13 protein-coding genes and 1 pseudogene are annotated in these 11,870 nt (G+C 72.2%); 10 read left to right on the top strand and 4 right to left on the bottom strand.

What is annotated here, in order from left to right; translation table 11 throughout:
• The first annotated feature begins 56 nt into the window (after nt 1-56).
• From J5Y09_RS21345 to phnE (J5Y09_RS21380), 8 genes are all read left to right on the top strand, one after another.
• Nucleotides 57-782, top strand: coding sequence for an SDR family NAD(P)-dependent oxidoreductase (locus J5Y09_RS21345; protein ID WP_209353886.1), 726 nt, complete (start codon nt 57-59; stop codon nt 780-782).
• Nucleotides 782-1,378 (top strand): DUF6134 family protein, encoded by a 597-nt coding sequence (locus J5Y09_RS21350; protein WP_209353887.1) that lies wholly within the window; start codon nt 782-784, stop codon nt 1,376-1,378. Before J5Y09_RS21345 ends, J5Y09_RS21350 begins: the two co-directional genes overlap by 1 nt.
• Nucleotides 1,375-2,907, top strand: coding sequence for a cryptochrome/photolyase family protein (locus tag J5Y09_RS21355; RefSeq protein WP_209353888.1), 1,533 nt, complete (start codon nt 1,375-1,377; stop codon nt 2,905-2,907). Before J5Y09_RS21350 ends, J5Y09_RS21355 begins: the two co-directional genes overlap by 4 nt.
• Before the next feature lie 44 nt (nt 2,908-2,951).
• On the top strand, nt 2,952-3,722 hold the full coding sequence (locus tag J5Y09_RS21360) for a creatininase family protein (protein WP_209353889.1): 771 nt from the start codon (nt 2,952-2,954) through the stop codon (nt 3,720-3,722).
• Between the two features lie 77 nt (nt 3,723-3,799).
• Nucleotides 3,800-4,870, top strand: a complete 1,071-nt coding sequence (gene phnD / locus J5Y09_RS21365; protein WP_209353890.1) for a phosphate/phosphite/phosphonate ABC transporter substrate-binding protein — start codon at nt 3,800-3,802, stop codon at nt 4,868-4,870.
• Between the two features lie 3 nt (nt 4,871-4,873).
• Entirely contained in the window at nt 4,874-5,629 is a 756-nt protein-coding gene (gene phnC / locus J5Y09_RS21370; RefSeq protein ID WP_209353891.1) for a phosphonate ABC transporter ATP-binding protein, read from the top strand.
• On the top strand, nt 5,626-6,399 hold the full coding sequence (phnE, locus tag J5Y09_RS21375) for a phosphonate ABC transporter, permease protein PhnE (protein WP_342451526.1): 774 nt from the start codon (nt 5,626-5,628) through the stop codon (nt 6,397-6,399). The genes phnC and phnE (J5Y09_RS21375) overlap by 4 nt, the downstream gene beginning before the upstream one ends.
• Nucleotides 6,396-7,196, top strand: a complete 801-nt coding sequence (gene phnE / locus J5Y09_RS21380) for a phosphonate ABC transporter, permease protein PhnE (RefSeq protein ID WP_209353892.1) — start codon at nt 6,396-6,398, stop codon at nt 7,194-7,196. Before phnE (J5Y09_RS21375) ends, phnE (J5Y09_RS21380) begins: the two co-directional genes overlap by 4 nt.
• Before the next feature lie 4 nt (nt 7,197-7,200).
• Here the strand turns inward: phnE (J5Y09_RS21380) and ppk2 are convergent, their stop codons facing one another.
• The 3 genes from ppk2 to J5Y09_RS21395 are packed head-to-tail and all read right to left on the bottom strand — an operon-like array spanning nt 7,201 to nt 10,456.
• A complete protein-coding gene (gene ppk2, locus J5Y09_RS21385) occupies nt 7,201-8,235 on the bottom strand; it encodes a polyphosphate kinase 2 (RefSeq protein ID WP_245217311.1) in 1,035 nt (344 codons plus the stop codon).
• Entirely contained in the window at nt 8,232-9,029 is a 798-nt protein-coding gene (locus J5Y09_RS21390) for a metallophosphoesterase (protein ID WP_209353893.1), read from the bottom strand. The genes ppk2 and J5Y09_RS21390 overlap by 4 nt, the downstream gene beginning before the upstream one ends.
• Nucleotides 9,026-10,456: a cryptochrome/photolyase family protein gene (locus J5Y09_RS21395; protein ID WP_209353894.1), complete on the bottom strand. Its 1,431-nt coding sequence runs from the start codon at nt 10,454-10,456 to the stop codon at nt 9,026-9,028. Before J5Y09_RS21395 ends, J5Y09_RS21390 begins: the two co-directional genes overlap by 4 nt.
• 116 nt (nt 10,457-10,572) lie before the next feature.
• Here J5Y09_RS21395 and J5Y09_RS21400 point away from each other — a divergent pair, with 116 nt between their 5' ends.
• Nucleotides 10,573-11,136, top strand: a complete 564-nt coding sequence (locus J5Y09_RS21400) for a YeeE/YedE thiosulfate transporter family protein (RefSeq protein ID WP_209353895.1) — start codon at nt 10,573-10,575, stop codon at nt 11,134-11,136.
• A gap of 16 nt (nt 11,137-11,152) precedes the next feature.
• Nucleotides 11,153-11,713 (top strand): DUF6691 family protein, encoded by a 561-nt coding sequence (locus tag J5Y09_RS21405; RefSeq protein WP_209353896.1) that lies wholly within the window; start codon nt 11,153-11,155, stop codon nt 11,711-11,713.
• A gap of 51 nt (nt 11,714-11,764) precedes the next feature.
• Here the strand turns inward: J5Y09_RS21405 and J5Y09_RS21410 are convergent.
• Nucleotides 11,765-11,870: pseudogene (locus tag J5Y09_RS21410) on the bottom strand (IS5/IS1182 family transposase); the annotation flags it as partial.

An 11,870-nucleotide genomic window follows, 5' to 3' on the forward strand; every position in this document is an offset into this window, starting at 1 on the left:
GCGCCGGCGTGGCGCCCCCATCTGCGCCGGGCTTTTGAAGGTGGAGGCTGCGGCGCATGGCCGGGACGACGGTGGTGGTGGGCGCGACGGGCGCGGTGGGCGCGGCGCTGGCGCGGCGGCGGGCGGCGGCGGGGGAAAGGCTGCTGCTGGTCGGGCGCGACGCGGCGCGGCTCGCGGCCCTGGCGGCGGAGCTGCCCGGCGCCACGGTGGCGGTGGCCGACGCGATGGATGCGCAGGCGCTGCGCGCCGCCATCGCCGGGGCGGGGCCGGAGATCGCGGGGCTGGCCTATTGCGTGGGCTCGATCGGGCTGAAGCCGCTCAAGCGCACGACCGAGGCCGATTTCCTCGATGCCTACCGGCTCAATGCGCTCGGCGCCGCGCTGGCGGTGCAGGCGGCGCAGGATGGGCTGGTGGCGGGCAGGGGCGCGGTGGTGCTGTTTTCCACCATTGCCGCGCGCGCCGGTTTCCCGAACCATGCCGCCATCGCCGCCGCCAAGGGGGCGGTGGAGGGGCTGACGGTGGCGCTCGCCGCCGAACTGGCCCCGGCGGTGCGGGTGAACTGCATCGCCCCCTCGCTTACCCGCAGCGCCATCGCGGCGCCGCTGATCGGGAACCCGCAGATGGCCGAGGCGATCGCGAAGCAGCACCCCATCCCCCGGCTGGGGGAGGCGGAGGACCAGGCGGCGCTGGCCGACTTCCTGCTCTCGCCCGCCGCCGGCTGGATCACGGGCCAGGTCTTCGGCGTGGATGGCGGCCGTTCCACGGTCAGGAGCCGCGGCTGATGCATCGCCGCGCGGCGCTCGCGCTGCCGGCCCTGCTGCTTGCGGGGCGGGCCGGCGCGGCGGATGGCGACTATGCCTTCCGCGTGCGCCGGCGCGGCGACATCGTCGGCACCCATCGCGTACGCTTCGCGATGCGCGGGTCCGAACGCGTCGCGAGTTCGGAACTGCTGATCCGGCCCTCGGTGATGGGCATCGTCGTCTACCGCTATGAGCATACCTACGAGGAAGTGACGCTTGGCGGGCGCTTCCGGCGCGTGACCTCGCGGCTCAACCGCAATGGCCGCATCGTGGAGGTGCGGGGCGAGGCGGTGGCGGGGGCCGTGCTGCTCGACGGCACGGCGGGCCCGCAGCGGCTGCCGGCGGAGGCCGCCCCGCTGTCCTGGTGGGAACCGGCGCGGATGGACGGGCGGGTGCCGCTGTTCGGCACCACCACGGGCCGCGCGCTGAACCTGCAATGGCAGGGCCGGCCGGGCGGGCGCGAATTCTCCTGCACCGGGGACGTGACCGCGCGCGTGACCTTCGACACGGCGGGGCGCTGGGCGGCCTTCTCGGCAACCGGCGAGGACGGCACCGACATCGTCTACGAGCCGGCATGACCGGCGGCACCCTGCGCATCGTCCTCGGGGACCAGTGTTCCCGGGATCTGCCGTCGCTCGACGGCCTCGATCCGGCCCGCGACACGGTGCTGCTGATGGAGGTGCAGGCGGAATGCACCTACGTCCCGCACCATCCACAGAAGATCGTGCTGGTGCTGTCCGCCATGCGGCACTTCTCCCGCGCGCTGGCCGCGCGGGGCGTGCGCGTGGACCATGTGCGGCTCGACGATCCCGCCAACACGCACTCCTTCCGCGGGGAGGTTCTGCGCGCCGTCGCCAGGCACCGGCCCGACCGCATCGTCGCGACGCATCCGGGCGAGTGGCGCGTGCTGCAGGACATGCGGGGGTGGGAGGAGGCGGCCGGCATCCCTGTCGAGATCCGCGAGGACACGCGCTTCCTGTGCTCCCTGCCGCGCTTCGGCGCCTGGGCGGCGGGGCGGAAATCCTACCGCATGGAATTCTTCTACCGCGAGATGCGGCGCGAGACCGGGCTGCTGATGGAGGGTGACGAGCCCGCCGGCGGCAAGTGGAACTTCGACGCCGAGAACCGCGCAGCACTTCCCAAGGGCCTCGTGCCCCCCGCGCCGCTGCGCTTCGCACCGGATGACATCACGCGGGAGGTGATGGACCTGGTCGCCGCGCGCTTCGGCGCGCATTTCGGCGATGTGGAAGGCTTCGCCTGGCCGGTGACGGCGAAGGAGGCGCGCGCCGCGCTCGAGGCCTTCATCCGCGACCGGCTGGCGCTGTTCGGCGACTACCAGGACGCGATGGCGGCGGGCCAGCCGACGATGTTCCACGCGCTGATCTCCACCAGCCTGAACGCAGGTCTGCTCGACCCGATGGAGGCCTGCCGCGCGGCGGAGGATGCGTGGCGGGAGGGCCGCGCCCCGCTCAACGCCGTGGAGGGCTTCATCCGCCAGATCCTCGGCTGGCGGGAATATGTGCGGGGCATCTACTGGCAGCTGATGCCGGGCTATGCGGCGGAGAACGCGCTGGGCGCGACGCGGCCGCTGCCCGGCTTCTACTGGGGCGCGCCGACCTCGATGCGCTGCATCCGTGAGGCCGTGGCGCAGACGCGGGACCTCGCCTACGCCCATCACATCCAGCGGCTGATGGTGACGGGGAATTTCGCGCTGCTCGCCGGGCTGGATCCGGCGGAGGTGAATGCCTGGTACCTCGCCGTCTACGCCGACGCCTTCGAATGGGTGGAACTGCCGAACACCCATGGCATGGCGATCCACGCCGATGGCGGGGTGATGGCGTCCAAGCCCTATGCTGCGTCCGGCGCCTACATCAACCGCATGTCGGACTATTGCGGCGGCTGCGCGCACGACCCGAAGCAGGCGACGGGGCCGCGCGCCTGCCCCTTCAACCACCTGTACTGGGACTTCATCGCCCGGCACGCGGACCGCTTCGCGGGCAATCCGCGCATGGCGATGCCGCTGCGCACGCTGGCGAAGATGGACCCGGCCAAGGTCGCGGCGATGCGGGCGGAGGCGGCGCGCTTCCTCGCCGCCCTCGACGGCTGACCGGTCGCGTTCCATCCTCGGCGTGATATCCGAGGAGGACCACGATGGACACCGCGACCGAGATCGAATGGATGAAGCTGACCTTCGCGGAGCTGAACGCCCGCGCGGCGGCGGATGCGCTCGTGATCGTCCCCGTCGCCTCGCTGGAGCAGCACGGGCCGCACCTGGCGACCGGCGTCGACATCGTCTGCGCGACCGGCGTCGCGCACCGCATCGCGCGGCGCATGGTCGCGGCCGGGCAGGGGGTGGTGGTCACGCCCTGCGTCTGGACGGGCCTTGCCGAGCACCACGTGCCCTTCGGCGGCACCGTCACGCTGGACTACGCGGCCTTCGCTGCGGTGCTGAAGGGCGTGGTGCGATCGGCCGGCCGCGCCGGCTTCAAGCGCGTGATGCTGCTGAACGGCCATGGCGGCAACGCGGAAGCCGTCGCCGTGGTCGGTGGCGAATGCCAGACCGAGTTCGGCTTGAAGTGCGTCGCCGGCACCTACTGGCATCTGGCGGGCGATGCCTTCGCGCCGATCCTGGAGCGGCAGTCCAACGTGCTGCATGCCTGCGAGGCCGAGACGTCGATGGTCATGACGCTGCTGCCCGAGGCGGTGCGCACGGACCGCCTGCCCGACGCCCACGGCCCCCATTCGACGCGCCCGGAGGGCCAGCCCGCCGCGATGATCCGCCGGCGCTCCTTCAAGGACATCACGCCCTCGGGCGTGGTCGGCGATGCGCGGTCGGCGACGGCCGCGAAGGGGGAGGCGCTGCTCGCGGCGGCGGCGGAGCGGATCGCGGCGGAACTGGCGAACCCGAAGCTCTGGGGCTAGCCGGGCGGCGGCATCGCAGTTCCCCGCGATGCGCCGCTGCCTTAGAATGACACTTCGATGACACAGGGGGGAACCAGATGATCAGACACCTTCTCGGCGCCGGCATGCTCGCAGCCTGCGTCGTCGCCGCCGGCCCGGCCGCCGCGCAGGGCGCCTGTCCCCATCGTGGCGCGCTCGACGACGGCTATTGCGACGCGAACCGCGACCTCGTCGCCGATGTCCCGACCGATGCGGCGCGGCTGCGCGACCCCTCGACGCTGGTCTTCGCCTATACGCCGGTCGAGGACCCCGCGCTCTACGCCCAGCAGTTCCGCCCGCTGCTCGAGCACCTGACGCAATGCACCGGGCGGCGCACGGTCTATTTCCAGGTGACGTCGAACGCCGCGCAGGTCGAGGCCATGCGCTCGGGCCGGCTGCACATCGCCGGATTCTCGACCGGCCCGACCGCCTTCGCGGTGAACCTCGCCGGCGCCGTGCCCTTCGCCATCAAGGGCAATGCGGAGGCCTTCGAGGCCTATCGCGTCGTCGTGCTTGTGCGCGCCAGCTCCGACATCCGCAGCATTTCGGACCTCAGGGGGCGGCGCGTCGCGCACACCTCCGCCACGTCGAATTCCGGCAACCTTGCCCCGCGCGCCTTCTTCCCGGCCCTGGGCGTGACGCCGGACACCGACTACCGCGTCGTCTATTCCGGCGGGCACGACCGCAGCGTCATGGGCGTGAACGCGGGCGATTTCGACGCCGCGCCGGTGGCGTCGGACGTCTACAACCGCATGGTCGCGCGCGGACAGGTGCGGGCGGAGAATTTCCGCGTCATCTGGCAGTCCGATCCCTTCCCGACCAGCAGCTTCGCGCTGGCGCACGACCTGCGCCCCGAACTCGCGCAGCGCATCCGGCAGTGCTTCCTCGACTACCGCTTCCCGCCCGCGCTCAGCCGCGACCTCGGCGGCAACGACCGCTTCTGGCCGGCGACCTATCTCGAGCACTGGGCCCCGGTGCGCGCGGTGGCCGATGCGGTCAACGCGCCCTACACGCGCGCCGCCTTCGATGCCGAGAGCCGGCGGGAACTGGAAGCCGAGGCGCGCCGCCGCGCGCAGCAGCAGCAACAGCAGCAGCCGGCGCCGCAGCCCCCCGCCGCGACGCCGCGCTGAGGCATGAGCGCCGGGCTTTCCATCCGCGGCCTGTCCAAGGCCTATGTGCCCGGCAAGCCGGTGCTGCGGGACATCACGCTGGACTTCGCCCCGCAGGGTGTCACCGCCATCATCGGTCCGTCGGGCACCGGCAAGTCCACGCTGATCCGCTGCATCAACCGGCTGGTGGAGCCCTCCGGCGGCAGCATCCTGCTCGACGGGCAGGACCTGGTGCCGCTGCGCGGGCGGGCGCTGCGCCTCGCGCGGCGGCGGATCGGCATGGTGTTCCAGGAATACAACCTGGTCGAGCGCCTGTCCGTGATGGAGAACCTGCTCTCGGGCCGGCTCGGCTACGTGCCGCTCTGGCGCGCCTGGCTGCGCCGCTACCCGGAGGAGGACATCGCCCGCGCCTTCGCGCTGCTGGATGCCGTCGGCCTGCCGGACCACGCGACGCGCCGGGCGGATGCGCTGTCCGGCGGCCAGCGCCAGCGCGTCGGCATCGCGCGGGCGCTGATGCAGCGCCCCGCGCTGCTGCTGGCGGACGAGCCCACCTCCTCGCTCGACCCGCGCACGGCGGTCGAGGTGATGGAACTGCTCACGCGCCTGACCGCCGAGGAAGGCGTGCCCGTCATCGTCAACATCCACAACGTGGAGCTGGCGAAGCGCTTCTGCGGCCGCGTCATCGGCATGCACCAGGGGGAGGTCGTCTTCGACGGCCCGCCCGGGGCGCTCGAGCCGCGGCACCTGACGCTGATCTACGGCGGCGAGGACTGGATGTGACGGCGCGCCGCGCCTTCGCGCCCAACTGGCAGGGGCGCGCGGCACTCGCCGCGCTGGCGCTGTATTGCGCCTATGCCGTCTCCCAGCTCGACATCTCCGGCGGGCGGCTGGCGACGGGTCTCGGGGAGGGGGCGCGCTTCCTCGCGCGCATGTGGCCGCCCAATTTCGAGCGCTGGGACACGCTCGTCGAAGGCATGGTCGAAAGCCTGCAGATCGCGGTGCTGTCCTCGGCCGCGGGCATCCTGCTCTCGCTGCCGCTGGGGCTGATGGCGGCGCGCAACCTCGCGCCCTGGTGGCTCAGCGGGCCGACGCGCGGCTTCGTCGCCATCTGCCGATCGCTGCACTACGTGATCGTCGCGATCCTGTTCGTGAAGGCGGTGGGCTTCGGCGCGCTGGCCGGCGTCGCCGCACTCACCGTCGCCTCGATGGGCTTCATCGCCAAGCTATTCGCCGAAGCGATCGAGGAGATCAGCATGAAGCAGGTCGAGGCGGTGCGCGCGACCGGCGCGGGCCCCTTCGCCGTGCTGCTGTACGGCGTGCTGCCGCAGGTCGCCTCCCGCTTCATCGGCTTCTGCATCTACCAGCTCGATTCCAACCTCCGGAACTCGACGCTGGTCGGCATCGTCGGCGCGGGGGGGATCGGCGGGACGCTCTTCGCCGCCTTCAAGCGTTTCGACTACGACTTCGTCGCCGCCATCCTGCTGACCATCATCGCGCTGATCTTCCTGGCCGAGATCGTGTCCGCCCGCGTGCGCAAGGCGCTGCAGTGACCGCGGCGCTCGAGCGCGAATGGACGCGCTTCACACCCGCCCAGCGCATCGCGCGCTGGCTCGTCTGGCTCGCCGTGGTCGCGGCCTGCCTCTGGGCGGTCCGCACCATCGAGGTGATCCCGGAATTCCTGCTCGACGCGCCGGAGCAGATGGCCGACCTGCTGGTGCGGATGTGGCCGCCGGACCTCGCGCACTACCGCATCGGCGTGCACGCCGCGCTGGTCGAGACGCTGCACATCGCGACCCTCGGCACCGTGCTGTCCTTCACCATGGCCGTGCCGCTCGCCTTCCTCGCCGCGCGCAACGTCTGCGGCATCGCGGCGCTGAACTGGCTGGCCAATCTCTGCCTCGTCGCCTCGCGCAGCGTGAACGCGCTGATCTGGGCGCTGCTGTTCGTCGCCATCTTCGGGCCCGGCGCGGTCGCGGGCGTGCTCGCCATCGCCTTCCGCTCGGTGGGCTTCGTGGGCAAGCTGCTGGCCGAGGCGATCGAGGAGACGCCGCGCGGCCCGATGGAGGCGATGGACGCGGTCGGCGCGCCCTGGGGCCACCGGATGCTCAAGGGGCTCTGGCCGCAGGTCCAGCCGGCCTTCTGGGGCATCGCGCTGTTCCGCTGGGACATCAATGTCCGCGAATCCGCCGTGCTCGGACTGGTCGGCGCGGGCGGCATCGGCGTCGCGCTGGATGACGCGATCAACTTCTTCCAGTGGGAGAAGGTGGCGACGATCCTGCTCGCCATCCTCGCCGTGGTGATCCTGGCCGAGATCGTCGTGACGCGGATCCGCCGCCGCCTGATCTGACGCGTCAGCCCTCGCCGCGCCGCTGGCCCGGGTGGCGCGTCCGGCCGAGGATGTGGCTGCCCGCGCCGATCACATGCGCGGTCGAACCGACGATCAGCGGGTCGGGCTCGTGCACCACGGCCTCGTCCTTGCCGTCATAGGGCAGGCTGCGCAGGAAGTGGCGCATCGCCTCGATCCGCGCGCGGCGCTTGTCGTTCGACTTGACGATGGTCCAGGGCGCGTCGGCGGTGTCGGTGTAGAAGAACATCGCCTCCTTCGCCTCGGTGTAGTCGTCCCACTTGTCGAGGCTCGCCTTGTCGATCGGGCTGAGCTTCCACTGCTTCAGCGGATCGGTCTCCCGCGCCTCGAAGCGGCGGGCCTGCTCGTCCCGCGTCACGCTGAACCAGAACTTGAACAGCCGCAGGCCGGAGCGGACCAGCATGCGTTCCAGTTCCGGCGCCTGGCGCATGAATTCCAGGTAGTCGCCGGCGGAACAGAAGCCCATCACGCGCTCCACCCCCGCCCGGTTGTACCAGGAGCGGTCGAAGAACACGATCTCGCCCCCGCCCGGCAGGTGGGAGACGTAGCGCTGGAAGTACCATTGCGAGCGTTCCTGCTCGGTCGGCTTCTCCAGCGCCACGATGCGCGCGCCGCGCGGGTTCAGGTGCTCCATGAAGCGCTTGATGGTGCCGCCCTTGCCGGCGGCGTCGCGGCCTTCGAACAGCACGGCGACGCGCTCGTTGGTCGCCTTGATCCAGGCCTGCGCCTTCAGGAGTTCGACCTGCAGCGGCATGATGCGCTGCATGTACTCCTTCTCGGTCAGCCGGGTGGCATAGGGATAGGCGCCGGATTCGAAGGCGCGGCGCACCGCTTCCGGATCGTGCCGCGGGCGGCGGCCCTGCCGCGTCGGGGTCGCGAGGTCGGCCACCGCATGGGTGATGGAACGCACGCCTTCGGCCGGGCTCTGATCGGCGCCATCGGGCGCCACCGTCGCCGCTTCGGGCACGGCATTGTCCTGCGCCATCGTTCCCTCCATCCCTTGGTCGTCGATGGCGGTCATTGAACCGTCATGTTGCGGCCGGCTCCTTGCGGTGAATCAACGTCGCCGGCGGACAGCGGCCGTCCGTCGAGGCCGAGGTCGATCCAGGCGAGCGCGCCGCCCTTGCCCGCCCCGGTGTCGAGGAAGATGGCCCGCCCGCCCCGCGCGCCGGGCATCACCGGCGGCCGCCCGTCGGTGGATCGGTTGTCGTGCCCGACCACCACCGTCAGCCCCGCCGGGATGCGGTCGATCCACCCCGTCAGCCGTTCCGGGAAGCCGTTCGGCCCCGTCCGCCCGGTCACCTGGCCGAAGATGGCGCGGCCGACGAGCCCTTCCGGCTTCGCCGCGCCGGCATCGGGCGGGGAGGGGGCGTGCAGCATCGCGTCGTGGAAGGCGGCATGGACGAGGAACAGCGCGCCGATGCGCAGCCAGGCCGGCGCGCGGGCCACTTCCTCGATCGCGCGCGCGGTCAGCGCCGGCCCGTCGGGGGCGGCGCGCAGCTGGTCGAGCGTGCGGCCCAGCCCCGCGGCTTCCATCCGCACCTTCTGCCCCGACAGCGCCCGGCGCAGCTTGTGGTCGTGGTTGCCGAGCAGGAACAGCCCGCGCCCCGCCTCGGTCAGGCCGAACATCAGGCGCAGCACGCCGGGGCTGTCCGGCCCGTGGTCCGTCAGGTCGCCGAGCTGGATGAGGAACAGGCCGGCGGCTTCCGCCCCCGCCACGGCGGCGGCGAACTGGCCGGCCTCGCCATGCACGTCGCCCACGATGCGCAGGCCGCGGAACCCCGCCGCGCGCAGGCTGTCCTGGGTTGGCGTCACGCCGCGGCCGCGCCCTTCAGCGTCGCGAAGGCCGCGAGCGCGCGGGCGCGCCCCTCGGCAAGGTCCACGACCGGCTTCGGATAGTCCCGCCCCAGCACCACGCCGGCGCCGCGCAGCACCATCTCCGGCGCCTCATGCGGCTTGTGCAGCCAGCGGTCGGGCAGGCGCGCGAGCTCCGGGCACCAGCGGCGCACATAGCCGCCGGACGCGTCGAACTTCTCCGCCTGCAGCACCGGGTTGAAGATGCGGAAATAGGGCGCGGCATCCGCCCCGCAGCCCGCGACCCATTGCCAGGACGCCGCGTTGGCCGCGAGGTCGGCATCGACCAGCGTGTCCCAGAACCAGGCTTCCCCCGCCTGCCATGGCTGCAGCAGGTGCTTCACGAGGAAGGAGGCCGCGATCATCCGCACCCGGTTGTGCATCCAGCCGGTGCGCCACAATTGCCGCATCCCCGCATCGACGATCGGGTAGCCGGTGCGCCCGCGCTGCCAGGCGCGCAGCAGCGCGGCGTCCTCCCGCCAGGGGAAGGTTGCGAATTCCGGGCGCAGCGGCTGCTCGGGCATCTCCGGCCGGTGCCAGAGCAGGTGGTGGGAGAATTCCCGCCAGAGCAGTTCCTTGAGGAAGGTCTCCAGCCCCTTGCCGCCCTTGGCACGCGCCGCGTGCCACGCCTGGCGCGGCGAGATTTCCCCCAGACGCAGGTGCGGCGAGAGGCCCGAGGTGCCCCATTCGGCCGCGGGGTCGTTGCGCCGGTCGGCATACCCGGCAAGGCCGCGGTCGAGGAAGGTCGCGAGCCGCGCCTGAGCGCCGTCCTCCCCGGGCTGCCAATGCGCCGGGAACGCCGCCGCCCAGTCCGGTTCCGGCGGGCGCGGCAGCAGGGCGAGGGCGTCCAGCCGCTCGCCCTCCGGCGCGCCCGCCACGGGGGTCAGCCGGTCCGGGGCGGGGATGGGCGGGGGCAGGTCCTCCAGCAGCGCGAACAGCGCGCGGGAGAAGGGCGTGTAGACCGAATAGGGCTTGCCCGTGCCGGTGCGCACCTGATGCGGTTCGTGCAGCAGGGCGGAGCGGTGCAGGACGAGCCGCGCCCCGCCGGCCTGGAGCGCGGCATGGGTCTCGGCGTCGCGCTGGCGCGCCGCGGGCTCGGTCCGGCGGCCGGCATGGATCTCGGTGGCGCCGCTGCGCGCGGCGAGGTCTGGCAGCAGCCGCCGTGGATCGCCGCGCAGCAGCAGCAGCGGTGCGCCGCGCTCGGCCAGCGTTCGGCCCAGCGCGGCGAGGCTGTGGTGCAGCCACCAGCGCGCCGCGCCGCCGGGCGCGCGCGGCCCGTCCTCCAGCACGAAGACCGGCAGCACCGGCCGGCCCTGGACGGCGAGCAGGGCGGGATTGTCGGCCAGGCGGAGATCCTGGCGGAACCAGAGGATGGCGGGGGCGCTCATGCCTCCGAATGTGGTGGCGACGGGCGCGCGTCAATGAGGTGTCCCATGCGTCCCTGTTGAATGCGCGATCTCTAATATATAAATAAGAGCGTACGCATAAACTGTGGAGTGACGCGATGAGCGACCTCGCTCTCCACCACGCCCTGCCGGAGGCGCGACTGCGCGCCGAGGCGCCGGCCGGGCGCTGGAATCCCTACCTGATGGGCGCCGGGATCGGCGTGCTGTCCTGGCTTGTCTTCGTCATCGTCGCCGCGCCGATCGGCATCACCACCGCGGGCGCGCAGATCGCCGGCGGCGTCGCGGCGCTGGCGGTGGGGCCGGATGCCGTGGCGGCCAACGCCTATTGGGCGCGCAACCCGATGCGGCTCGACTACGGCACGCTGTTCCTGGTCGGCACGGCGGTCGGCGCCTTCGTCTCCGCGCTGCTGCGCGGCGGGCTGCGGGTGGAACACGTGCCCGCTGTCTGGGCGGAACGCTTCGGGCCTTCGGTGGCGCGGCGCTACGCCGGCGCCTTCCTCGGCGGGGCGATCATCATGTTCGCCTCGCGCCTGGCCAATGGCTGCACCTCGGGCAACGGCATCTCGCAGGGGCTGCAGCTCGCCGTCGTCGGCTGGGTCTTCCTCGTCACCATGTTCGCCTCGGGCATCGCCACCGCGTGGCTGATGTTCCGCGGCCGCTGAGAAAGGGAAAGCACGCATGTTCCCCGTCGCGAAGGAAACCGCGCTCTGGCTCGCGCCGCTCTTCGGCATCGCCTTCGGCTGGCTGCTCGAGCGCGCCCGCGTCCTCGACTACGACGTCATCGTCAATCAGCTGCGGCTGCGCGACTTCACCGTGGTGAAGGTGATGCTGACCGCCATCGTGGTCGGCGGCATCGGCGTATTTGTCCTGGTGCAGATGGGCGAGGCGCGCTGGCACCTGCGCGACGCCAACATGGGCGGCGTGGTGCTGGGCGGGCTGCTGTTCGGCGTCGGCATGGCGATCTACGGCTTCTGCCCGGGTACCGGCTTCGCCGCGGCGGCGACCGGGCGGACCCATGCGCTGGTCGGCGTGCTCGGCATGATCGCGGGCGCGATCGCCTATGCCTACGCCTTCGAAGGGCTGCGCGGGACCGTGCTCGCCTGGTGGAATGCCGGGCCGGTCACGCTGGCGGACGTCACCGGCCTGCCGGCCTGGATGGTGTACGCGGCGCTCGCCGCGCTGGCGCTCGGCGTCTTCGCGCTGATCGAGCGGCGCGAAGGGCGCGGCGGGGCGGTCTAGCGCACGAAATCCGTCCGAGGGGACGGATGGTGCTCTAGGTCGTGTGGACAGTTACCTGAGCCATAGGATGGTGGCGGCGAGTGTGACGACGGCGAGGTAGTTGCGGGCGGTCTTCTCGAAGCGTGTTGCGACGCGGCGGAACTGCTTGAGCTTGGAG

The organism is Roseomonas nitratireducens (genome assembly GCF_017813355.1).
GTDB classification, from domain to species: domain Bacteria; phylum Pseudomonadota; class Alphaproteobacteria; order Acetobacterales; family Acetobacteraceae; genus Neoroseomonas; species Neoroseomonas nitratireducens.